Raw genomic sequence first — 22,195 nt, forward strand, 5'->3', positions numbered from 1 at the left:
CTTTATTTCAACCCGAGGTCGTCATGCAGTTCAAGTATTATTGGGCCAGGGCCAGGTTTCTGGCCCGGTTTCACCGGTCTCGACACGGTTCCGGGATAGGCTGGTGGGAAGAATCGATGGGGAGTCAGGACACTTGAGTCTGTCGAAACGCTATCTCTGGCTGGCGGCCAGCCTGGTATTGCTGTACCTGTTGCCGGCACCGTGGCTGGAATTGCAACGCGGAGCCGTGCTGGGTTCCGGTGAGCTGTGGCGTCTGGTGACAGCGCATTGGAGTCATGTGGGGCTGGTGCACCTGGGATTGAACACACTGGGAGTGCTGGTGCTGGCCAATCTCTTTCCAGCGCAGGATCGCTGGCAGTCTTGGCTACCCTGTCTGGTCGTGTTGGCACTGGCGGTATCGATCACCTTACTCGTGACACTGCCGATGCTGGCCTGGTACCGGGGTTTTTCCGGATGCCTGTACGGGCTGTTTATCTATGAAGGCATTCGCCACTTGAGAGTCCAGCCTTGGACCGCAGTGGCTGTGCTGGCGCTGGTAACGGGGAAGCTGGCGAACGATGCCCTTGGCCTCGGCGGCACGGGGACCTCAGTCCTGATCGGGGCACCGGTGGTCGAGACCGCTCATATCGCTGGTGCGGTTACCGGCGCCATCCTGGCCTTGGTGAGAGGCGTGCCCGGGCGCTCAGGCGCGCAATCGACGGCCCAGCACCAGTAGAAGCAGTGCGCCGATGAGTAGGCTTGGCATCGAGCCGCTGCCGCTATCGCCGGAGGATTCGGGCAGAGTGTCCTCCAGCTCCACGTCTGCCCTGGATTCGGTGTCGAGGCTTTGGATATTGATGCTCTCGAGCGACCGCCCCGTGCCCTCATCGTGGAACAGGCCGAGTCCCTCGACATACAGGCGTATCCGTTGTTCTCGGGTGATCTCGCTGGCCTCGTTGGTCCGGGTAACAAGGGTCGAAACAACGACACCCTGATGGGATTTACCCTGGAAATCGACCAGCATTTCCCGCACCGCTTCCAGCTCCAGATGCTCCCGGTAGGTTGCCGTCTTCTTGTGTTCGGTTGCCTCGTCCTCAGGCTTCCCTTTAATCCAGCGTTCAACGTCCCCCGACCACTCGTACTGGACACCCATCCGCAGGCCATCGGGCAGAATCAGCTTCGGTGTGGTGTAGACGAGGCGCACGTCGCTACCGCTGTCGTCGGTAAACCCGTGCTCCACGAGATGAATCCCATTGGTACTTCGTTCGATCACGTCGTAGGTATCGCTGTTTGATAGCCGAAAACGGCCAACCTTTTCCGTAATCGCCTCGCTTTCGAGGGCTAAGGTCGGACGGTCAGGTATGGTGTAAGTCCAGGCGATCTCCCCCAAGGGATAGAAATCGAATCCGTTGTGTAACGGGAAGACGTTCTGCACATCCGGATCGTATCCCGACAGCACCTCGGAATAGTTGGTCACCCGGTCACCGTCATAGTCTTCGGCGGCATCATCGGCATTGTATGGATCCAGTGCGTCATAGCCGTTTTCCTGGTCGTCCGTCAGGCCGTCGCCGTCGGTGTCCAGCGGGCCGCTGCCGGTATCGATGGTGGGAATGAAGTCCAGGTTGTCGATCCAGATGGCGTCCGCGCCGGCGGAAGCGGCTTCGTCCTTGCGGTAGACGAAGGTTACGGTGCTGCTAGCGTCCGGCAGGATGACGTCGGCCTGTTGCCATTCGCCGGTTTCACCGGTGCTCCTGAAGTTGAAGCGTTTACCGTTCACCTGGATTTCCAGCCGATCGCAGCAGCTTTGGGTCAGGGCCAGGTAATCGAACGAAAGGGTGCCCGCCGATAGTGCGCCGCTCAATGTAATAGCACTCATCTGGTCGTTACCGATGTCGCCTGAGCGCAGGCTTTGCGCGCCAGCCTGTGACTGCGTGCTGTCGACGTACCAGGCGGCCTGGCTGGCCGGGTCGTTCACCAGGTAGGCTGGCAGGGTGCTTTCAAAGCCCTCGGGTAGCAGGGAGGGTATATCGGGAGCTGCGTTGGCGGCAGCTGAAGTCAGCAGGTAGAGGATGGCAGCACAGGACCAGGCGCGTGGGAACGTCCCTTTCATGACGGCATTCCTTGTTTCAGGCATTTGTTGTTTTTTATGTTTTTGCGCAGCTGGCCCTGCGGGAGAGCAAACGAATTTCGGGGAGGCTACAACTGGGGCGGAACAGCGAGCGACAACCGAATCCAATCCGCTACGATGAACCAAGCCTATTCAATTCCATCTGTCGCTTCAGTGAGCGGTTTCTCAAAGCCAGGGATGGGCTTTTCGGCGAGAACTGATTGATTTTACCGCGGCCGATACCCAAATCATGCCTATGTTAATGACGAGGCATTCCCATGACCGACATCCTTCACATTCCCTGTCCACACTGTCTCAAGTTGAATCGTTTGCCCCGGGAACGACTGGGCGAGAAGCCCAATTGCGGGGCCTGCCACCAGCCCCTTCTGACCGGTAAGGTGGCCGATCTGACTGAGGCGGCAATGGATAGATTCACAGGCCGTTCGGATCTGCCGGTGCTGGTGGATTTCTGGGCCAGTTGGTGCGGACCCTGTAAGGCCATGGCGCCGGAATTCGAGCGTGCCGCGGCTGCATGGCAGAGTCAGGTGATGTTTGCGAAACTGAACACCGAACAGGCGCCGCAGGCTTCGACCCGTTTCGGGATTCGCAGCATTCCCACCCTGATCCTGTTCCGGGCCGGGCAGGAAGTTGCGCGGCAGAGTGGCGCCATGTCCGCTTCTCAGCTGAATGCCTGGTTAAGGTCGAAGCTGGCCTGAAGGCCCCACTCATACACTGGATACCCGTTTGCAGGGGGTGCAATGACGATGGATTTAGCCGGGGACCTGCGCAACCTTGAACAGTTGATCGACCGTATTGATCTGGCGGCGGCCGAGCGTAGCAAGGTCAAACTGGACGATATCCTGAACGAGATCGGCTATCGCTCCTTCGGCCCCATCGTGCTGCTGGCGGGTTTGATCACCCTGGCGCCGCTGATCGGCGATATCCCCGGTGTACCCACCCTGATGGCCTTGCTGGTGCTGCTTACCGCAGGACAGATGCTGTTCCGGCGTCAACACATCTGGATGCCCCGATGGATCGTCGGGCGCACTTTGCCCAGCGATAAATTGCGCAAGGGGCTGGCGTGGTGTCGCAAGCCGGCGCAGAAAATCGACAAGGTCATCAAGCCGCGCCTGACGCAGCTGATCAACGGCCCGGGCCTGAGCGTGCTGGCGATCGGCTCTGTAGTGGTGGCGCTGGCCATGCCGGCGATGGAGATCGTGCCATTCAGTGCCAACGGCGGCGGCCTGGCGCTGGTGATGTTCGGGCTGGCCATGATCTCCCGCGATGGCCTGCTGGCGCTCTTCGCCGTCATCGTGACCGGCGGCACGCTTGCCTTTATTCTCAACAGCCTGCTCTGACCAGGGGCTACTTTTCTATAACGGTCTACTTTGAGGTTTCGGCCAGCGCGGACCCGTCGGCTGTCGCGCGCGTAACCACCTGTTCCGGTTCGGCCTCGTTGGGGCGCCGTTCCAGTACGTCTTGCCGACGATCCCGGAACCAGCGTAGTGCCGGTTTTTCCACCCAACGATGGATCGCATACGCCAGGGTGAAGGCGGTCAGGATGGCCAGTGCGACGCCGGCCTGGCCGGGCAGACCGAACTCGTAGGCCAGGCCGATAACGCCGTAGCCTATATTCTGGTGCACCAGGTAGAGCGAGTACGACAGTCCGCCGAGCCATAGCAGAGCGCGGTTGGCAAGGATGTTGAGGTAGCCGCAGACCGCCAGGATAAAGACCCCATAGCAGCCCGCCACGAACAGGTTGAACGGCGCCTTGTAGGCCACCAGGCAGTGCAGCATGGACAGGGCCAGCAGGCAGCGGTCGGCCATTGGCGGCCGGCCATACTTGTGCCACTGGTAGAGCAACATGCCACTGATAAACAGCGGGGCGTACTTCACGAACAGCAGGTCCTTGATCAGGAATTCGAAGGCCCCGGGGATCTGCTTCCAGAAGATCACGCCGAAGTAGCTGCCGATCACCCAGAGCCAGAAAATCCCGTGTAGCCGGCGTCCGCTGCCGACGCCGTAGAACAGGATGGCCATCCATACGTAGAAGGTGGCTTCCACCACCAGGCTCCAGTAGGCCCCGTCCACCGGTCCAAAACCCAGGTACTCGTGCAGCAGCGTGAAGTTCAGCAGCGTTCCGGTGAGCCCAACGGCGCGGTCCGCCGGCCCGAGGTAGTACACCGACAGGCTGGTCAGCAGAATGCCGACCCACAACGCGGGCAGCAGGCGGAAGGCCCGCGCCAGGCCAAACCAGCCTGCTGTTGGCGTGCGCTCCAGCGTCATGAAGATCACGAAGCCGCTGAGGATGTAGAAGAGGTGTACGCCGTAGCGGCCAAAATCCAGCGGCCCCCATGGCGTGAAATCATGGCCGTAGAGTTCGGCGTAGTAGGGAATGAAGTGAAACAGCATGACGCCCACCGCCGCTATTCCGCGCAGGGCATCCAGTGCCTGGAGACGCTGGGTGTTCTGGGCCATTGAGGGTCCGTCCAAGCCAGTGTTTGAAATCAGGGTGTTATAGGATCAATAGTCTAGGCATGACGGGCTGCAACGGGCAGTCCTTTTCACTACCATTCGGTTGCGCCCGCCTTACCATTTCGACAGACGGGCGTTAGCCGTTCTCACCCACCAGGGCGGCCCGCTTCCGCGTCACCCGATGCTGGCGTAGACCGATCAGGATCAGCGGCACGACGATCATGCTGCTGCCCAGCAGGAACCACAAGTCAGGGGTTTCCCCGAACCAGAACCAGCCCAGTAGCACGGCCCAGATCAGCCCGGTGTATTCGGCCGAGGTCACCTGACTGGCTTGGACTTGCCGGTAAGCCAGCAGCACGGTGATGTTGTAGCCGAGGATGAACACCGACGAACCGATAGCGTTTAACAGAATGGCCGGATCCCACGGCGCATTTTCCCACAGCATCAACGCGGTAATCGCCGGTAGTACCAGCAGGTAGTTGAGGAAAAGCTTGTGCACCATCGACTGCCCGTCGGGCAACTGGGGCACCAGCAGCGCGTTGATCGCCAGGGAGGCGGCGACCACCAGAGCGCTCAGCGCCATCCAGTTTATTTCCACCGGACGCAGGATCACGACGATACCTACAAACCCACTGACCACCGCGAAGACACTGCGGCCGTCCAGGCGGGCGCCGACGAACAGCACCGAGAACACCATGACCAATACCGGCGCGGCGTAGAAAATAGCGTTTGCGGTCGCCAGAGGCAGCGCGCCCAGCGCCAGCACCATGGCGCTGATGCCCACCAGGTGAATGTGAGCGCGCAATGTATGGATGCCCAGCCCTTCGAAAAGGCGGCCACCGTCGATTTGGCGGTACAGCGGCAACAGCAGTAACAGGGTGATGACGCAGCGCAGGAAGACGAACTGGAACACCGGCGTGTCCGAGCCCAGCAGCTTGATGAACACGTCGGAAATCAGCGCCATGGCGTTGCCGATAACCAGCAACAGGATGGCGCTGTTGACGGTGCGTCCGGACATGGCTTCCTCCTGCGTCCTGCTCTGTGTTGCGACCAACGACCGGTGGCCGGTGATTGAAAAAAGCCAGTCTAGTGCTTGGGTTCTATCCTGTTTAATGATGTTTGCTGACGATATATTAGTTATTTGGATAATGACGTTGGCGGACTCGTGCCTATGAAACTACCTCCTCTACGTGCGCTGCCGGTTTTTGAAGCCGTTGCGCGCCTGAACAGCTTCTCCCGCGCCGCCGACGAGCTGAACGTCAGCCAGAGCGCGGTTAGCCATCAGATCAAGGCGCTTGAAGATTATCTCGGCGAGGCCCTGTTCCAGCGCAGCGGCCGCTACCTGGTGCTGACCGAGGAGGGTCGCACCTATCACGACAACATCAGCTCCGCGCTGCTGCAGATCGAGCGCGCCACCGAATCCGTGCTGGGGGAAGCGACCTCGCGCCTGCGGCTGGCGGTGCTCAGTTCCTTCGCCGTGCGCTGGCTGATTCCGCGTCTGCCCAGCCTGCAGCGGGCGCATTCCCAGTTGGATCTGGTGCTGGAGATGACCAGCGAGACGCCGCAATTGTCCGACCGGGTGGCAGACTGTTTCATCACCATCCACCGTGGAAGTCAGGCGTTTACCTACGATCTGCTCTACCGGGAGCGGCTGTTCCCCATCTGCAGTCGGCAGTACTGGCGAACGATCTGCGAGACGCTGGCGCTACCCGAAGACGCCGCGGAGGACGACCACCTGGCGTTGACGCCGGAACAGGTGGCACGCTTCCCGCTGCTATCGACCTACAGCATCTATGGCCGCGAGTCCGGCGATTGGGCCGCCTGGTTCGGCGTGGCGGAGCAGGCGCTGCCGGCTAAGGCCCGCATCCAGCATTTCAGCCATATGCTGATGGCGCTCGAGGCGGCGCGTTTTCACCAGGGCATCGCCCTCACCAACGATTACATGCTCAGCGAGGAGGCGGATGCGGAGGCGTTCGTGCGCCTGCCCTGCCATACCCTGATCACCGGCGACTGCTTCTACTTCGCCCACAAGACCAGCCGCCGCAACGAACCGGGCATCCGGCGGATGCGCCGTTGGCTGATCGAGCAGGCCATGGCCAGTGGTCTGCGTACGCGAATTGAGACGGAAAGTGGAACCGATCCGGCTTGAGTGTCGTTGTATGAATACCACCGTAGGATCTGTCGACAGTTCGTTTCGGTATGCAGTCCCTTCCCTTTTTGCGGTGCGCCGTGTAGTTTTTGGGGCGAATGTTAAAAATTGTCAAAGGAGACCTTGCTTGACCACCACAAGATTGATCGGACTGGTCGCCCTCGTGATCGGTGTGCTTCTGTTGTACTTCGGCTGGCAGTCGACCCAGAGCGTTGGCGAACAGCTGTCGGAGAGCCTGACCGGGCGCTTTTCTGATGAAACCATGTGGTATCTGATCGGCGGCGCTGCCGCAGCTATCGGGGGTGCTTTCATGGTGTTTGTCAGGAACTGAGGCCTGATGGAACCAGCCCCCTGATCCAGACAGACAGAGACCGGACAAAACCGGTCCATCGGAATGCATGGAAACATTGCGGCATTGAAGAACGGAAAGACGCCCGGATGCGCAACAGATCGCACCGGGCGTTTTGCTTTCAGGCAGTGGCCGCCACTTCGGTCTTGCCGGTCTTGACCGTCGCATAGGCCAGGCCGATCACCAGCGAGCCCACCGTAATGGCGAACAGGTAAGGCAGCACGGCGCTGACCGCGTTGGGAATCAGCAGCACGAACAGGCCACCGTGGGGCGCCATCAGGGAAATGCCGAAGTACATGGACAGCGCGCCGGTAATGGCGCCGCCGACCATGCAGATCGGGATCACCCGCAGCGGATCTTTCGCCATAAACGGGATGGCCCCTTCCGAGATGAAACACAGCCCCAGCACGAACGAGGCTTTACCGGCCTGCCGCTCGCCTTCCGCGAACTTGTTGCGGGCCAGCAGACTGGCGATACCCATGCCGATGGCCGGTACCATCCCTGAGGCCATGATCGCAGCCATGGGAGCCGACGCTCCTGCCCCTTCCGATAGCAGACCCACACCGAAGGTATAGGCCGCTTTATTGACCGGCCCCCCCAGGTCGAAGCACATCATGGCGCCCAGCAGGCTGCCGAGCAGCACGGCGTTCCCGGTGCCCATGTTGGTAAGGAATGCTGTCAGGCTGTCCATGATGCCGGCGATAGGCTCGCCGATCAGGTAGATCATGGTCAGGCCTGTCACCAGGCTGGCGATCAGCGGAATGATCAGGACCGGCTTGAGCGATTCCACGCTCTCGGGTAGCGGCAGTTTCCGGCTCACCAGTTTGGCCACATAACCGGCGATGAACCCGGCGAAGATACCGCCGAGGAAACCGGCGCCGAGTTCGCCGGCCAGGAAACCGCCGATCATGCCCGGCGCGATCCCGGGCCTGTCGGCGATGGAATAAGCGATGTAACCGGCAAGCAGCGGAATCATCAGCTTGAATGCGGTGGCTCCACCGATCTGCATCAGTGCCGCGGCCAGTGACCCTTCCTCTTCCGCTGCATTGATGCCGAATACGAAGGACAGGGCGATCATCAAGCCACCGGCGACGACCATCGGCAGCATAAAGGAGACGCCGGTGAGCAGGTGCTTGTAGGGGCCTTTACGGTCACCGCCGCCGGCTCTGGCGCCGGTAGCTTTCTTGCTTGCACCGGTCTCGACTTCGGCATGCTCCAGTGCATCCGCCAGGGTCTTTGCGGGCTGTTTCAGGGCAGCCCCGGTGGAGACGCGCCAAACCCGCTTGCCCGCAAAGCGCGTGGGGTCGACTTCGATGTCGCAGGCGAGGATCACCAGATCCGCGTCGGCAATCTCGTTATCGGTGAGCGCGTCCTGGGCGCCGACGGAACCTTGTGTCTCTACCCGGAAATGGTGTCCGGCCGCGCGTGCGGCTTCAGCCATGGCTTCGGCCGCCATAAACGTATGGGCAACGCCGGTCGGGCATGCGGTGACCGAGACGATGTTCTTGCCCGCCTTTTCACTAATGCTCACCGGTTCCGGCGTCGCCGTCTCGGGGTCGAAGGGTTTGGCCTCCTGCTGCGCGCGATCCAGGAAGGCCTCCGGATCCGCCAGGGGTGCGGTCGGTGATGCCTGGTAAAGCGGTTTGCCGAAAAAGCGGGCCAGATCCACGGGCGCGTTGGCCGCAACGATCACGAGGTCCGCTTCGGCAATGGCGGACGCCGGGATCGGCGTCACCGGGCGGGCCTGGGTGTGAACTTCCTGGTGAAGGGACCAGTTGCGGGCTTCGGCGGCCCGGCTGATCGCGCGGGCTGCCAGGAACGATGTGGCCAGCCCCTGTGGGCAGGCGGTAACAAGGATCAGTTTCATGCGTTGACCTCCCCGGAAGCGTCGGCTTCCGGCCAGGGGATAACCCTGGTCTGTTGTTGGAGTTGTTGGAAATCGTTGGCGGCGGGATCGCCCACCCCCACATGGCGGACGCATTCGGCGGACAGGGCCGTCGCCAGGCGTAGGGTATCCCGCTCGTCGAGGCCGCTCAGTTCGCCGTGCAGGATGCCGGCGAGCAGGGTGTCGCCGGCGCACACGGTGCTGACGACGGGCACCTGCGGCGGTTGTGCCAGCAGATCCCGGTGCGGGTTCAGCCAGAGCACACCGCCGGCGCCGCGTGAGATCACCACGTGGGCGATACCGGATTGTTGGAGCTGGCGTCCTGCGTCCACCTGGTCTTCAAGGGTCACCAGTGGACGGTGAGCCCATTCCGCCAGTTCCTGCTCGTTGGGTTTGACTCCGGTCGGCCGGGCCTGGACACCGGCGGTCAGCGCCTCAGCGCTGGTATCCAGCCAGACCGGACGACCCGTCTCAAGGCACCGGCGTACCAGTTCGGCCAGGGTGTCCGGCTCGAAGCCCCGAGGCAGGCTGCCTGCGATGACAACAGCATCGCATTCGGCGGTCAGGTCGGTCAGGCGGAGCTGCAAGCGCTCGAGTGCGTCCTCAGGCGTGGGAAAACTGATACCGTTGAGCTCCGTTACCCGACCGCTACTCTCTGCGAGTTTTATATTGGTACGGCTTTGGCCGGGCACGCGGACAAATTGGTCGTCAAGGCCTTCGTGTTCGAACAGGCGCTCGAAAGAGGAGATATTGTCGGCGCCGATCAGTCCGGACACCACCACGTCGTGGCCCAGTCGTCGCAAGACCCGGCCCAGGTTGATGCCCTTGCCGGCCGGCTCCAGGTGGCTTTCATCGGAACGGTTGACTGCGCCCAGTTCGATCGCCGATGTCTTGACCGACAGGTCGAGCGCGGGGTTGAGGGTGATAGTCAGTACGCGGGCCATTACAACGCCTCCAGCAATTCACGGACCTCGCTGGCAGTGGCCAGGCCCAGCGCTTTCTGCGCCTGGTCCCTGGCCTCGTCGAGGGTCAGGTTGCGGATGCAGGCCTTGACCAGTGGCACCCGGCGGCTGGTCACGGAGAATTCGTCCACGCCCAGTCCCAGCAGCACCGGAATGGCCTGTGGATCGGAACCCAGCTCGCCGCAGATGCCCACCCAGCGGTTCTGGGCATGGGCGGCCTCGACGGTCATGGCAATCAGTCGAAGCACCGCCGGATGCAGGCCGTCGGATTCGGCGGAAAGCTCAGCATGGCCGCGGTCGATGGCCAGGGTGTACTGGGTGAGGTCGTTGGTGCCGATAGAGAAGAAGTCCACCTCGGCGGCCAGGCTGTGGGCCAGCAAGGCACTGGAAGGAATCTCGATCATCACGCCCACCTGCACGTCCGGGGCGTGGATCTCCTCGCGCAGCTTGTCGACCAGGGCCTTGGCGGCGCGGAATTCCGCCAGGTCCTTCACCATAGGGAACATGATGCGCAGCGGACGCTCCCCGGCGGCGGACAGGAGCGCACGCAGTTGGGTTTCCAGTATCTCCGGGCGGGTCAGTGAGAGCCGGATGCCGCGCAGGCCGAGGAATGGGTTGTCCTCTGCCGGCAGCGGCCAATAGTCCAGCGGCTTATCGCCGCCGACATCCAGGGTGCGCGCCACCAGCGGCAAGCCATCGAGGGCATCGAAAGCCTTGCGGTATTCCGCTTCCTGGGTGGCCTGGTCCGGGGCCTCGGAATGGGCCATGAAGATGAATTCGGTACGCAGCAGGCCGATGCCGTCGGCACCGCGCTCTACAGCTTCCGGCGTGTGGGCGGTATTGCCCAGGTTGGCGCAGACCTCGACCGTGTGGTTGTCGCGGGTCCGGGCCGGCTCGAGGCGAGCTTCGTGGGCGTCCCGCTGGAGCTCTTCCAACTGTTCCAGGCGTCGCTGCAGGCGTTCCCGGCGCTCACTGCCCGGGGCGGGGACGATGCAGCCGCGCTCGCCGTCGACCACCAGCTCGACACCGTCGTCCAGGGTCAGCAGACGCTCGCCCGCACCCACAACCGCCGGCAAGCCGAGGGCCCGGGCCAGGATCGCGCTATGGGATGTAGCGCCGCCTTTCGCGGTGACCAGTCCGCGTACCCGCTGGGTGTCCAGCCGGGCCACGTCGGATGGGCCCAGGTCGTCTGCCACCAGGACGTAAGGTTCGTCCGGTGGCGTTGGCATGCTGACGCCGCAAAGGTTCGCCAGCACCCGCCGTCCCACGTCCCGCAGGTCCGCGGCGCGCTCGGCCAGCAGACGGTCGGCCAGGGCTTCCTGGGCCGATGCAGCGGTATCGATGGCCTGCCACCAGCCGGCTTCGGCGGATGCACCTTCGTCGATCGCCTCAGTGGCGGCTTCGTGCAGGTCCTCGTCACGCAACATCTCGGCATGGACCGCCAGGATAGGTCCCGCCTCACCGCCCTCAGCCTGTTTGATCAGGGCTTCGAGCTGGCTGAAGGCCTCGTCGATGGCCTGGTTCAGACGCTGGTTTTCTGCGCTCGGGTCTTCGGCTTTGTCCGCATAGTCCATGGCGGGCATACGAAGTACGAAGGCCGGCGCCACAGCCAGACCCGGCGAAGCGGCTACGGCCTTGAGGGGCTCGTCGGGAACCAGCGACTGTATAGGCTGGACTGTCTGATCTGTCGCTGTCCGTTCCCGTTCGCTGGAATGCAGCGGTGTCACCGGCTCGCCGAGCCCTTGTTCGATGGCCTCCGCCAAGGCATCCACACTGGTCTGGGCGTTCTCCCCGCTGGCGGAGACCACCAGGGTTTGGCCGCGGCGGGCGCCGAGACTGATGACGCGCGTTAGGCTGGTCGCAGAGATGGCTTGGGCGTCACCTTCCAACAGGCGCAGTTTTAGCGGTGCTGCTTGCTCCCGCGCCACCTGGACCAGCTGTTTGGCGGGTCGGGCATGCAGGCCGTGGGCGTTGAGCAGGCGCACTTCGCGGGTGACCGCATCCGCCTGTTCGCCGGCCAAACGGGCAAGGATCGCTTCAGCGGAGAGCATCCCCAGCGGTGTCGGCTGGGTGAGCAGGTGATCGATCTGTTCCAGCAGCGGTTGGGTGTCTTCCCCCTGCGTGGCCAGGCAAAGAACACCACTTAGATTTTCCTGGGCCTTGGACGGCGTGGCCAGCGCCAGCGCGGGCTGGTTCACACCCTCTCCGAAGTGAGCCAGCCAGAGGCCGCGACCAAGTGCCACTGGCGCCTGCGCCACCAGGCCGGCAATAAAGCCCGGTTCCACGCAGCCCAGCGCTTGCAGTCGGGCGGCCGCACTCAAGGCCAGTTCGCGCGTATCCGTGGTGGGCAGGCCCAACAACAGGGTTTCGCGGTCGCAGCGGGCGGTTGCGGGTGTCCGGGACAGCGCCGCGAGCAGTTCGTTCCGGTCGGTGGCGTTGGCCAGCCTTTCGGCCAGCCCCGGCTTGTCCAGGACACGGGTGAGGTGTCGCAGGATGTCCAGATGTTCATCGGACTGGGCGGCAATGGTCACCAGTACATGGACCTTGGCGCCGTCATGCCAGGTTATACCCTCAGGAAATTGAAGCACGCGGATGCCGGTGGAGCGCACGTACTCGCGGCTGTCGGGCGTGCCATGGGGTATGGCGATGCCATTGCCGAGTACGGTGGAGGACTGGTTTTCCCGGTCCAGCAGGCCCTGGTGGTATTCGGGGGTTGTGCGGCCAGCCTTTTCCAGCTCCTGGCTGGCAAGGCTGAGGGCTTCGCGCCAATCGGCGGCTTGGCAGCCCAGACGGATATCTTCGGGGGTTAGCGTGAGCATGGGGGAGTCCCCTTTGGCTTGAGCGATTGTTGTTGTGACTTGAGTGTTGGTAATGGTGCTTATTTGATCATTGCTGAATCGTGTCAGCAAGTTCTAGAATGATCTTGAGTCAGAATTGATCAAAATTCAAGCAGAGGTGGAGGCGCCGGATTTTCCTCGGGGCCTGATGCTTTAGAATGCAGGTTTGCTAATCGTCTGGGAGGAATCGATGACACTGGCGGAATTGGCGCGGCTGGCCGGCGTCTCGCGTACCACGGCAAGTTATGTGCTCAACGGTCGCGCTGCGGCGAACCGGATCAAGCCGGAGACGGTGGAGAGGGTTACAGCCCTGGCCCGGGAGCATGGCTTTCGCATTGATGCCCAGGCAGCTGCCCTGCGCGGTGGTCAGAGCCGGACCCTGGGGTTCATCCTGCCGGACCTGGAAAACGCCAGTTACGCCCGGCTGGCCAAGCTGATGGAAATCGGCTCCCGCGAGGCCGGCTACCAGTTGCTGATTGCCGGTTCCGATGACGATGCGACGACGGAGATGGCGTTGGCGGAGTCGTTCCGAGCCCGGCGCTGCGATGCGTTGATCGTCGCCAGTTGCCTGCCGCCGGACAGCACGTTCTACAAGGACATGCAGGCGGAGGGCTTGCCGGTGATTGCGGTGGATCGTGCGCAGAATCCGGATCATCTCACCTGTATCGTGAGCGACAACCAGGAGGGCGCAGCCGCTCTGACGCAGTCGCTGCTTGTGCCCGGGGTCGTGTCTATTGCCTGGCTGGACGCCCTGCCCGAGTCTGCAATGACCCAACAGCGCCGCACCGGCTTCCAGAACACGGTCAACGATTGGCCGGGGGAGGCCAAGGTCTACAGCGGCGAGCGTTACGACCGGGCCACGGGCGCAGCGCTGATGCGGCATATCCTACAGGAGAACGGGTTGCCGGATGCTCTGGTCACGGCGTCCTATAGCTTGCTGCAGGGGGTGCTGGATGTGTTGCTCGAGCTGCCCGATGGTTTGCCCAAGACCCTGCGGCTGGCGACCTTCGGGGATGATCGTCTGCTGGACTTCCTGCCCATTGCTGTGAACTCCCTGCCCCAGCAGCATGAGGCGATTGCCCGGGCGACACTTGAAGCCGGCTTTGCGGCGATCCGGGGGGAGGCGGCGCCAGGGTGTCAGGTAATTGAGCGGCGGTTGTGTCGGCGGCTTTGATTCGGTCTGGCGGGGGCTGAAGCGACTGGTGGTCCGTGCTTACGCCGTCTTGGATGGCCGTCCCTGGCCAGCCAAGCCGGATCGGGGACATCCCTGTCCCCTGCTTCAGCACAGACCGCCAGCCGCTTCGATCGGATCTCGGTCGCGCCGGCTTGCGAAACATAGGTTGGGTTAGCCATGCGTAACCCAACAACCTCCTGATAAATTCGAACTCTCTCTACCCACTGAGCTCCATGTCGGATTACGCATGGCTAATCCGACCTACTTTTGGAGTCGATTACTGATACCTCGTCGCCCTGTTGGATCGAGCCACCTTCGATCACTCTTGCCGTAATGCCGCCATAGCCGCGCATTGCGTTGTATCCGCCCGGACCGAGGATGGTTTCCATTTTCGAGCAGGGATGGCACAGGCCGGTCATCTCCAGGACGACCTGGCCGACGCGAAACTGCCGCTCTTTGAGTGCCAGCAGGTTGAGGCCGCTGACCACGAGGTTTCGGCGCAGCAAGTCCGGTGGCAGGTCGTCGCGATGCAACATCGAGGCAATTGCCTGCAGGTGTTCGGCCTGGATCAGGGTCACCTGGCGCTTGCTCTCCGGGCGCCCCTTGAAACGGTCCCCCGCCAACCCCTTGCCGACTTCAACGGCTGCCGAGTCGAAGCGGACCATGGGCTGGCCGCGTTCCGGTCGTACGCCGATCCACGCCACCTGGCCGTGTTGGGGGAGGCACCGCATAAGTTCTTTCAGGTTCATTCTGGACATGGCCACCATGTGTTGACTAGGTTTTGGGGTGTCATCGCAATACGGGAAAGGATCGTGACATAACGCTGCAACGGGGTATGGGTAAATCTGCTCATAGTCGACGCGGTCAATTGAACCTACATTCGCGCGCAATCTGGCCTGGTATGCAATCAGGCCCTTGTCGTCAGCGTGCTCCTACGAGAGGAAAGCCACACAGCCCATGAATGAACATCAGTCGATCCAAGTGACAGATTACTACGATGCCGACACTTTCAAACGCATCAAGGCCTTTGCCGATACCAAGGAAACACCGTTCCTCGTCGTCGACACGGCAACGATCGATCATCACTACAGCGAACTGGTGGATAATTTCCCGTACGCCAAGGTCTATTACGCCGTAAAGGCCAATCCGGCGCCGGAAGTGCTGACCCTGCTGCGGGACAAGGGCTCCAATTTCGACATCGCCTCGATTTACGAGCTGGACAAGGTCATGGCGCTGGACGTGTCGCCGGATCGCATCAGCTACGGTAACACCATCAAGAAAGCCAAGGACATCCGCTACTTCTACGAGCGCGGCGTGCGGCTGTTCGCCACCGACTCCGAAGCCGACCTGCGCAATATCGCCAAGGCGGCACCGGGCTCGAAGATTTACGTGCGTATCCTGACCGAAGGTACCCAGACCGCCGACTGGCCGCTGTCGCGCAAGTTCGGCTGCCATACCGACATGGCGATGGACCTGCTGATCCTGGCCCGCGACCTGGGCCTGGTGCCCTACGGCGTGTCTTTCCACGTGGGTTCGCAGCAGCGCGAAATCGGCGCGTGGGACGCGGCCCTGGGCAATGTGAAGGTGATCTTCGACCGTCTGCGCGAAGAAGACGGTATCGAGCTGAAGATGATCAACATGGGTGGCGGCTTCCCGGCCAATTACATGACCCGGACCAATGAGCTGGGCACCTACGCGGAAGAGATCGAGCGCTTTATCCGCGAAGACTTCGGCGACGAATTCCCGGAAATCATTATCGAACCGGGCCGTTCGCTGATTGCCAACGCCGGTATCCTGGTCAGTGAGGTGGTGCTGATTTCCCGCAAATCGCGCACCGGCCTGCACCGCTGGGTGTTCACCGACGTCGGCAAGTTCTCAGGCCTGATCGAGACCCTGGACGAGTCCATCAAGTTCCCGATCTACACCGAGAAGACCGGTGAATGTGAGGACGTGGTTATCGCCGGCCCGACCTGTGACAGTGCGGACATTATGTACGAGCACTACAAGTATGGCCTGCCGCTGAACCTGGCCATGGGCGATCGTATGTACTGGCTGACCACCGGCGCCTACACGACCACCTACAGCGCGGTGTGCTTCAACGGTTTCCCTCCGCTCCAGGATTACTACATCTAAAACGGTCAGCATAGGCGCGTAGCCTGGACCGAATAGCGCGGCCAGTTGGATTCGTCCTGCTGGCCGTGCGCCCATCCAGCCCTTAAACTCTCTGTATCTGGTTGGCCCCTCATTCTGCTGTCCAGTATTGGTTGCAGGGATAGAACAATAGTCCATGGCGAGATGTTTGTTGTTCGCGCTGATATGTCTGCCGTTGTGGGTCCATGCGGAGATCTACCGCTACACCGACGAGAACGGCGTGGTGCACTTTGGCGATCGCAAGGTCCAGGGCCGGCAACAGGAAGAGGTCAAGGTCCGTGGCGGCGACTCCGACTGGCAGCGCTACCAGATCGATATCGTGACCGACGGCGGCGTGATATTGACGGATGCCGAGCGTGAGCGGATCGAGGCGGACGTCAACCATGTCTATCGCTTCTTCGACGATATCCTCTATTTCGACCTGTTCCGCACGGTGCCGGTCAATATCCTGATCCTGCCGGATCATGCCAGTTACCAGCGCTACCTGAGCCGGCACATTAACGGCACGGTGCCACCCTCCTACGGTGTCTTTCTTGGCGCCACCCACCAGATCGTGGTCTATATTCGCGAAGAGGAGCGTGACGCCACCTTCCGCACGATCAGCCATGAAACCGGTCATGCCGTGCTGGCCTCCCTGGCCAACTACATGCCGGCCTGGCTCAACGAGGGGCTGGCGGAGCAGATGGAAATGCTGGCGCGCGAGGGAGATCACCTGGTGATCCGTGCCCACCCGGGCAATACCAAGGTGGTCAATTACCTGCGCGAGCGGCACCTGCTGTCGAACGTGGAGGATTTCCTCGCCATGCAGAGCGTCGACTGGCGCAACCACTACATCGACCGGGGCTATTCGCTTCAGGCCCAGACCGGCGAGTTCGTGTACTTCCTGCTGTCGACGCCGACAGGCCGCAGCTTCCTCACCCGACTGATCCACCAGTACAAGCGTGGAGATCGCACGCTGGCGGCCTACCTGGTGGACGAACATTATGTTGGCGGCATGCGCGTCATGCAGGACAATTGGGCGCTTTGGCTGCAGGGGCGCCGCACCGACGTCATCACCTTTTAGTCAACCGCGCTGGATATCATTCACTCCGGAAAAACGATAAACGAGGACGGACACCATGATCGAGTGGTTTACCTGGATCAGTGACCCCCAGGCCTGGATTGCCCTGGCGACGCTGGCACTGCTGGAGATCGTGCTGGGCATCGACAACATCATCTTCATATCCATCCTGGTGGGGCGCTTGCCGGAACACCAGCGCAACAGGGCCCGGGTCATTGGCCTCGGGCTGGCGATGGTGACCCGTATCCTGCTGCTGTTTTCCCTGGCCTGGGTGATGACGCTAACGAGTCCGCTGTTTACGGTCATGGCGCAGGAAATATCCGGCCGTGACCTCATACTGATCCTCGGCGGTCTGTTCCTGCTCGGTAAGAGTGTGCATGAAATCCATAACAGTCTGGAGGGAACCGAAGAGCACGCCAGCGCGAAGGCCATGGCCAGCTTTGGCGCCATCCTTGCCCAGATTGCGGTCATTGATATCGTATTCAGTCTGGATTCGGTCATTACCGCCGTCGGCATGGCCGAAGATGTGGCGGTCATGGTGATCGCTGTAATCATTGCGGTCGGCGTGATGATGATTGCGGCCAAACCGATCGGGGAGTTCGTTGACGATCACCCGACCATCAAGATGCTGGCATTGAGCTTCCTGATCCTGGTGGGCGTAGCCCTGCTGGGCGAAGGCTTCGACATGCATATCCCGAAGGGCTATATCTACTTCGCCATGGCCTTCTCCTTCGGTGTTGAGATCCTCAACCTGCGCATGCGCAAGAAGGCGCGGGACAAGGTGCGGCTGCACCACCCCATCGTGGAGGACGGCAAGGACAGTACACACTAATCCCTGCCTGAGGTAAGCGGGCCTGGAGGTAGTGGCCACCAGGCCCGTGTTGTTTTGCGCTTGCCTGTAGCGTGTAGCGTGCACAGGGGCGTCGAGCGTACGCCATCCAGATCAAAGAAATTATTTAGTCTCGAGGCGATAACCGTCCCGGTCGGCCGGCTGGGTAGGCCGCTTTCGCAGGTCGAGGGTGAGCGCCAGGGGCAGGACCAACAGCGCGTAGACGATGAGTGTGACCAGTGCGTGATTGGGGTTGCCGGTGCGGTCTGCGATGAGGCCACCGAGCATGGGAATGACGAACGCCAGGGTATAGCCGATGGTAAAGTTCCCCGCCGCCAGCCGACCGGTATCCTCGGCATGGCTGACCAGCGGCGGCAGCGCGACCAGCAGGATCAGCAGGAAGGCAGACGTGAGGCTCATGAGGAACGCGAAGGCGATGCTGGGCACACCGGTCGTGACCAGGAACAGGCCAAGTGTGGCCGCGGCAAGGGCCAGCATCACCACGATCAACGAACGCCGCCCCACCCAGTAGCGGGAGGTCTTGAGCATCACCAGCGACGCAATGACCTGGGCCAGGTTGAACCAGAACAGCGCCCGGTCCAGGGTTTCGAGCGCGTCACGCTGTTCGAGGATGCTGGACATATAGGCGTTGGTCCCGAAGAACAGGGCGCTGGAGGCGCCGAGCAACAAACCCAGCTTCCACGTGAGCGGGTTGCGCCAGTCCGGCACCCAGGCCGGACGCGCGGCCCGAGTTCGTCTCCGGCTGCGCGGCAGGAACAGCAGGCCAGCCACCAGCAACCCCGGTAGGGACCACGCCGCCAGGGTCAGCCGCCAGCTCTCGCCGGTCAGGGGCATCAACACCGGCAGGGTGACGCCGGCGCCGATAAACTCACCCATCAGCATCCCGTTCATGTACACCGAGGTCCCCAGGGCCAGGTGGACGGGCTTGAGCCAGACCGTTAGCAGCGCGGGCAGTGCGGGCTGCATGACCGCAATGCCCAGTCCCATAACCGCGCTGGCCGCCAGCAGCGTAACGGTATCGGGAGCAAGCCCGCGCAAACTGGAACCTGCGACCACCACCATGAGTGCAAGCGCCAGGGTGCTACGAGCGCCGATGCGGGAAATGGCAAGCGAGCCCGGCATGGCGCCCACTGCGAGCATCAGCACGGGTACGGTAGTGAGGGCACCGGTAAGCGCCTGGGATAGCGAGAGGTCGTCAGCAATAAACGGCGCCAGGGGCGGCGCCACGAGAACCGGAATCCGTAGGTAGAGCCCGGCCAGCCACAGCAGGGCCAGAACAGGAAAGACTTCGCGGATGGCAGGTTGGGCGTTGCTTTCAGACATGAAAACGGGGTTGCCGGTGACCAGACTGGATAAAAAAGGGCATCCAGTCTGCCTCAACAACCCCGTTTGGGAAACCTCCCGGGTTATGGGAGATGAAGTGGCGGCTTACCAGTTATAGCTCACGCTTCCGATTATGCTGCGGGACTCGCCGTAATAGCACCAGTAATCGCAGCCCGCAATGTATTCTTTATCTGCAACGTTATTGATATTGAGTTGAGTACTCCAATGCTCATCAATGTCATAACTCGCCATGACGTCAAAGACCGTATAAGACTTAACCACAGTGTCACCGTCCTTGCTCTCCCCCACGTAACGGGCTCCGCCTCCAACTTTCAATCCGGGGGCCAGGTTGGCAAGGGTGTAGTCCAGCCAAGCAGAAGCCATATGGCGTGGAATCAGCGGGACATGACTTTCGGTATTATTAGCCTTATCCTTCGTCTCGGAATCGGTATAGGTGTAGGCAGCTAACATTTGGAGCTGTGGAGTCAGATAAGCTACGCCTTCCAACTCAAATCCACGGGATTCTCGCTCGCCAGCCTGAATCTGTACTCCACCCCCACCCGGTGCAGTCACCAAAGAGTTCTCTTGAGAAATATCGAATACCGCAGCGGTAATATAACCGTCTAGATTACGTGGTGCGTATTTGAAGCCGGCTTCATATTGTTTGCCGGTAATAGGATCATAGAGTTGACCATTTTCATCAGTTTGAGTTTGTGGCTCGAATGACTCCGAATAGCTGATATAAGGTGACACCCCGTTGCTGGCCAAGTACATGAGGCCAGCCGACCAGGTGACTTCCTCGACATCTGCCTGCCTCAATTCGTCATTGGTGACGTCAAGGTTGTCTGTTTCTGAGTGGTCATATCGGGCCGATCCAAGCAAAATCCAACGATCATCAATCCTGAGTTGGTCTTGGATATAAACACCTGTCTGCTGTTTATCTATATCTCGTGTGATGAGCAACGACGGGTCCACGGGTGCATAGTTCCCATATACAGGATCAAACACGTCTAACGGTTGCCCGAAGGGATATTCGTTTGCTACCGGTAGTTCTTTGCCGTTAGTACCAAGGTTTTGGTAGTCGATACCGATGAGAAGAGTATTCTCGGTGCGCTCGGTGTAGAAGTTCCCAATCAAGTGGTTGTCTATCGTCCAGCTGCGTGTACGGCCGTCGCGATAAACGATGCCGCGGTCCACGCGCCGATCATCTACCATGAAGAATGCATAGCTGCTGCGCAAATCGAGATCTAACCGGTTATAGCGGGCTTTCTGTTCGAACGTCCAGGTATCGTTAAAGTCATGCCGGAGCTCGTAACCTATCGCGGCTTGTTCGCGATTATTCTGGTCATAACCCGGCTCACCCAGGTTCGTTTCAGGATCGATTTTTCCGTACGGCGTGTTTTCAACCGTGCCGTACTTGGTTTTGAACGAGTTGGTGGGTACGGCGTCGTCTTTTTGGAAACTGGCTAGAACTGTTAGTTGTGTCCTTTCCCCAATATCAAACTCGAAAGAGGGTGCAACGTAATACCGTTCATTCTCAGTTTTGTTGATGTCGCCTTCGCGGTACTTGTAGAGACCGACCATGCGGTAGCGGGCGTCTTCAGTTAGCTCGCCCGAGCTATCCAAAGCAACTTGGCGATGCTCACGGTTGCCAGCCTGGACCTGGATCTGGCCTTTTGGATCGTCAGTCGGGCGTTTGCTGATAACGTTGATCACACCACCGGGGGGTGCTTCACCATATAGGATTGATGCAGGCCCCTTGAGCAATTCGACCCGCTCAATACCGTAGGGCTCTGGCAACCATTGATAATAGCCTTCGCGATAGATGCGCAGCCCGTCCTGATAGGTAGACTGATCGAAACCGCGGACTTTGAACCAATCCGTGTCATTGTCCGCGCCATACATTCCTGAAAGCACGCCTGCGCGATAGCGGAATGTTTCGTCCAAAGACTGAACATTCCGTTCTTCCAGCTCTTCGCGCTCGACCACCGAAGCCGGACGCGGCGTTTCCACCAGCGGCGCTTCGACTTTCAAGGCCGTGTCGGTAACCACCAGCGCATCGAGTGCAGTGGTATCGCCCTGGGCCAGCGTAACGGGTGCAATACCTATCAGGGCGAGCGGCAGGGCATTCCGGACGGCGCGGGTCAGGCGACGAACAGGGACGGAGGGCAACGGCATGGGAATAACCTCGATCGTGCAGACGGGATATGGGGTTGCGGCCAGGGCAGTCCGCATGGACCGATGGCGCATAGCGCCAAATAGTATTAAGTACCGTTAATTAATGCAAATAATTCGCAATAGCGAGTTGTTTGCGATTTAGGTGGCGCTGTTTGGGCCGGAGTTTCAGGAGGTATCGTCAGGCAAGGGAAGATGAGGAGCGGACCTCCGCGAGCAGGAGGTCCGGTAACACTTTTAAAGACGGTCAGCCTTTCAGCCGTCGATCAGTCTTCGACCAGGTTGTAGGCGCCGTCTTCATCGTGGGTCTCGCGACCTGTGACCGGCGGGTTGAAGGCGCAGATCAGTCGCATATCTTCGGAGCCACCACGCAGGATGTGACGATCGTGGTTATCGAGTGCGTACAGGATGCCATCGTGGATGTCGTGAACTTCACCTGTTTCCAGGTCTTCGATTGTGCCGTTGCCGGCAACGCAATAGACCGCTTCCAGATGGTTCTTGTACCAGAACTTGAACTCACTGTTGGCGGGGATAATGGTTTCGTGCATGGAGAACCCCATGCCGTCTTTCTTGAGCAGTAGCCGGCGGCTGTTCCAGGGGCGCTCGCCCGGACCGAATACGTCAGCTTCACTTCCAATGATCTTCTGAAGGTCAACAATTTTCATGGGACGTTATCCTCATTTTTTGAGCCTCGGACAAGCGTAATAGTATAAACATGT

19 protein-coding genes are annotated in these 22,195 nt (G+C 60.8%); 9 read left to right on the top strand and 10 right to left on the bottom strand.

Translation table 11 applies throughout. From position 1 onward, the window contains the following. Positions 1-133 precede the first annotated feature (133 nt). Complete coding sequence (gene rrtA, locus RE428_RS00835; RefSeq protein ID WP_004579446.1) at positions 134-715, top strand: rhombosortase; 582 nt, start codon at positions 134-136, stop codon at positions 713-715. Here rrtA and RE428_RS00840 read toward each other — a convergent pair. Beyond that, positions 683-2,089 (bottom strand): hypothetical protein, encoded by a 1,407-nt coding sequence (locus tag RE428_RS00840; protein WP_004579445.1) that lies wholly within the window; start codon positions 2,087-2,089, stop codon positions 683-685. The two genes, rrtA and RE428_RS00840, sit on opposite strands and share 33 nt — an antisense overlap. 275 nt (positions 2,090-2,364) lie before the next feature. Between RE428_RS00840 and trxC the strand changes: the two genes are divergently transcribed. Both trxC and RE428_RS00850 read left to right on the top strand, forming a co-directional pair. Then, positions 2,365-2,802 carry a thioredoxin TrxC gene (gene trxC, locus RE428_RS00845; RefSeq protein ID WP_004579444.1) on the top strand — a complete coding sequence of 146 codons (438 nt, stop codon included), beginning with the start codon at positions 2,365-2,367 and terminating at the stop codon, positions 2,800-2,802. Positions 2,803-2,844: 42 nt separating this feature from the next. Continuing rightward, positions 2,845-3,444 carry an exopolysaccharide biosynthesis protein gene (locus tag RE428_RS00850; protein ID WP_227500184.1) on the top strand — a complete coding sequence of 200 codons (600 nt, stop codon included), beginning with the start codon at positions 2,845-2,847 and terminating at the stop codon, positions 3,442-3,444. A 25-nt stretch (positions 3,445-3,469) separates the two neighbouring features. Here the strand turns inward: RE428_RS00850 and RE428_RS00855 are convergent, their stop codons facing one another. Then, the gene (locus RE428_RS00855; RefSeq protein WP_004579442.1) at positions 3,470-4,564 is read right to left on the bottom strand and encodes an acyltransferase family protein; all 1,095 of its coding nucleotides are present in this window, start codon (positions 4,562-4,564) and stop codon (positions 3,470-3,472) included. Positions 4,565-4,697: 133 nt separating this feature from the next. Continuing rightward, positions 4,698-5,579 carry a DMT family transporter gene (locus RE428_RS00860; protein WP_004579441.1) on the bottom strand — a complete coding sequence of 294 codons (882 nt, stop codon included), beginning with the start codon at positions 5,577-5,579 and terminating at the stop codon, positions 4,698-4,700. 153 nt (positions 5,580-5,732) lie between these two features. Here RE428_RS00860 and RE428_RS00865 point away from each other — a divergent pair, with 153 nt between their 5' ends. Then, positions 5,733-6,710 carry a LysR family transcriptional regulator gene (locus RE428_RS00865; protein ID WP_004579440.1) on the top strand — a complete coding sequence of 326 codons (978 nt, stop codon included), beginning with the start codon at positions 5,733-5,735 and terminating at the stop codon, positions 6,708-6,710. A 127-nt stretch (positions 6,711-6,837) separates the two neighbouring features. Further along, on the top strand, positions 6,838-7,041 hold the full coding sequence (locus RE428_RS00870; protein WP_004579439.1) for a DUF3185 family protein: 204 nt from the start codon (positions 6,838-6,840) through the stop codon (positions 7,039-7,041). A gap of 139 nt (positions 7,042-7,180) precedes the next feature. On the opposite strand, the gene RE428_RS00875 is transcribed toward RE428_RS00870, so the two are convergent. The 3 genes from RE428_RS00875 to ptsP are packed head-to-tail and all read right to left on the bottom strand — an operon-like array spanning position 7,181 to position 12,725. After that, positions 7,181-8,926: a fructose-specific PTS transporter subunit EIIC gene (locus RE428_RS00875; protein ID WP_004579438.1), complete on the bottom strand. Its 1,746-nt coding sequence runs from the start codon at positions 8,924-8,926 to the stop codon at positions 7,181-7,183. Next, complete coding sequence (gene pfkB, locus RE428_RS00880) at positions 8,923-9,888, bottom strand: 1-phosphofructokinase (RefSeq protein WP_004579437.1); 966 nt, start codon at positions 9,886-9,888, stop codon at positions 8,923-8,925. Before pfkB ends, RE428_RS00875 begins: the two co-directional genes overlap by 4 nt. Next, on the bottom strand, positions 9,888-12,725 hold the full coding sequence (gene ptsP, locus RE428_RS00885; protein WP_004579436.1) for a phosphoenolpyruvate--protein phosphotransferase: 2,838 nt from the start codon (positions 12,723-12,725) through the stop codon (positions 9,888-9,890). The genes pfkB and ptsP overlap by 1 nt, the downstream gene beginning before the upstream one ends. A gap of 208 nt (positions 12,726-12,933) precedes the next feature. Between ptsP and cra the strand changes: the two genes are divergently transcribed. Beyond that, positions 12,934-13,917 carry a catabolite repressor/activator gene (gene cra, locus RE428_RS00890; protein ID WP_004579435.1) on the top strand — a complete coding sequence of 328 codons (984 nt, stop codon included), beginning with the start codon at positions 12,934-12,936 and terminating at the stop codon, positions 13,915-13,917. A 251-nt stretch (positions 13,918-14,168) separates the two neighbouring features. On the opposite strand, the gene RE428_RS00895 is transcribed toward cra, so the two are convergent. Further along, the gene (locus RE428_RS00895) at positions 14,169-14,666 is read right to left on the bottom strand and encodes an MOSC domain-containing protein (RefSeq protein ID WP_004579434.1); all 498 of its coding nucleotides are present in this window, start codon (positions 14,664-14,666) and stop codon (positions 14,169-14,171) included. A gap of 208 nt (positions 14,667-14,874) precedes the next feature. On the opposite strand from RE428_RS00895, the gene RE428_RS00900 reads away from it, so the two are divergent. The 3 genes from RE428_RS00900 (at position 14,875) to RE428_RS00910 (ending at position 17,960) form a co-directional block, all read left to right on the top strand. After that, complete coding sequence (locus RE428_RS00900) at positions 14,875-16,050, top strand: type III PLP-dependent enzyme (protein ID WP_004579433.1); 1,176 nt, start codon at positions 14,875-14,877, stop codon at positions 16,048-16,050. A 169-nt stretch (positions 16,051-16,219) separates the two neighbouring features. Then, entirely contained in the window at positions 16,220-17,131 is a 912-nt protein-coding gene (locus RE428_RS00905; protein WP_169334049.1) for a DUF4124 domain-containing protein, read from the top strand. Between the two features lie 55 nt (positions 17,132-17,186). Beyond that, positions 17,187-17,960 carry a TerC family protein gene (locus RE428_RS00910; RefSeq protein WP_004579431.1) on the top strand — a complete coding sequence of 258 codons (774 nt, stop codon included), beginning with the start codon at positions 17,187-17,189 and terminating at the stop codon, positions 17,958-17,960. 120 nt (positions 17,961-18,080) lie between these two features. Here the strand turns inward: RE428_RS00910 and RE428_RS00915 are convergent, their stop codons facing one another. The 3 genes from RE428_RS00915 to RE428_RS00925 form a co-directional block, all read right to left on the bottom strand. Then, the gene (locus RE428_RS00915) at positions 18,081-19,301 is read right to left on the bottom strand and encodes an MFS transporter (RefSeq protein WP_004579430.1); all 1,221 of its coding nucleotides are present in this window, start codon (positions 19,299-19,301) and stop codon (positions 18,081-18,083) included. A gap of 105 nt (positions 19,302-19,406) precedes the next feature. Next, positions 19,407-21,479 (bottom strand): TonB-dependent siderophore receptor, encoded by a 2,073-nt coding sequence (locus RE428_RS00920; RefSeq protein ID WP_004579429.1) that lies wholly within the window; start codon positions 21,477-21,479, stop codon positions 19,407-19,409. A gap of 263 nt (positions 21,480-21,742) precedes the next feature. Then, positions 21,743-22,141 carry an ectoine synthase gene (locus RE428_RS00925; RefSeq protein WP_004579428.1) on the bottom strand — a complete coding sequence of 133 codons (399 nt, stop codon included), beginning with the start codon at positions 22,139-22,141 and terminating at the stop codon, positions 21,743-21,745. Between the last annotated feature and the right edge of the window lie 54 nt (positions 22,142-22,195).

It is taken from the genome of Marinobacter nanhaiticus D15-8W, from assembly GCF_036511935.1.
Classification (GTDB): domain Bacteria; phylum Pseudomonadota; class Gammaproteobacteria; order Pseudomonadales; family Oleiphilaceae; genus Marinobacter_A; species Marinobacter_A nanhaiticus.

What these genes read in the sequence shown, in the direction of transcription:
- RE428_RS00850 (WP_227500184.1), top strand. Translation starts at nt 2,845, where the DNA reads ATGACGATGGATTTAGCCGGGGACCTGCGCAACCTTGAACAGTTGATC.
- RE428_RS00865 (WP_004579440.1), top strand. Translation starts at nt 5,733, where the DNA reads ATGAAACTACCTCCTCTACGTGCGCTGCCGGTTTTTGAAGCCGTTGCG.
- ptsP (WP_004579436.1), bottom strand. Translation starts at nt 12,725, where the DNA reads ATGCTCACGCTAACCCCCGAAGATATCCGTCTGGGCTGCCAAGCCGCC.
- RE428_RS00875 (WP_004579438.1), bottom strand. Translation starts at nt 8,926, where the DNA reads ATGAAACTGATCCTTGTTACCGCCTGCCCACAGGGGCTGGCCACATCG.
- RE428_RS00840 (WP_004579445.1), bottom strand. Translation starts at nt 2,089, where the DNA reads ATGAAAGGGACGTTCCCACGCGCCTGGTCCTGTGCTGCCATCCTCTAC.
- RE428_RS00910 (WP_004579431.1), top strand. Translation starts at nt 17,187, where the DNA reads ATGATCGAGTGGTTTACCTGGATCAGTGACCCCCAGGCCTGGATTGCC.
- trxC (WP_004579444.1), top strand. Translation starts at nt 2,365, where the DNA reads ATGACCGACATCCTTCACATTCCCTGTCCACACTGTCTCAAGTTGAAT.
- RE428_RS00915 (WP_004579430.1), bottom strand. Translation starts at nt 19,301, where the DNA reads ATGTCTGAAAGCAACGCCCAACCTGCCATCCGCGAAGTCTTTCCTGTT.
- RE428_RS00895 (WP_004579434.1), bottom strand. Translation starts at nt 14,666, where the DNA reads ATGAACCTGAAAGAACTTATGCGGTGCCTCCCCCAACACGGCCAGGTG.
- RE428_RS00900 (WP_004579433.1), top strand. Translation starts at nt 14,875, where the DNA reads ATGAATGAACATCAGTCGATCCAAGTGACAGATTACTACGATGCCGAC.
- RE428_RS00925 (WP_004579428.1), bottom strand. Translation starts at nt 22,141, where the DNA reads ATGAAAATTGTTGACCTTCAGAAGATCATTGGAAGTGAAGCTGACGTA.
- pfkB (WP_004579437.1), bottom strand. Translation starts at nt 9,888, where the DNA reads ATGGCCCGCGTACTGACTATCACCCTCAACCCCGCGCTCGACCTGTCG.
- RE428_RS00855 (WP_004579442.1), bottom strand. Translation starts at nt 4,564, where the DNA reads ATGGCCCAGAACACCCAGCGTCTCCAGGCACTGGATGCCCTGCGCGGA.
- RE428_RS00920 (WP_004579429.1), bottom strand. Translation starts at nt 21,479, where the DNA reads ATGCCGTTGCCCTCCGTCCCTGTTCGTCGCCTGACCCGCGCCGTCCGG.
- RE428_RS00860 (WP_004579441.1), bottom strand. Translation starts at nt 5,579, where the DNA reads ATGTCCGGACGCACCGTCAACAGCGCCATCCTGTTGCTGGTTATCGGC.
- cra (WP_004579435.1), top strand. Translation starts at nt 12,934, where the DNA reads ATGACACTGGCGGAATTGGCGCGGCTGGCCGGCGTCTCGCGTACCACG.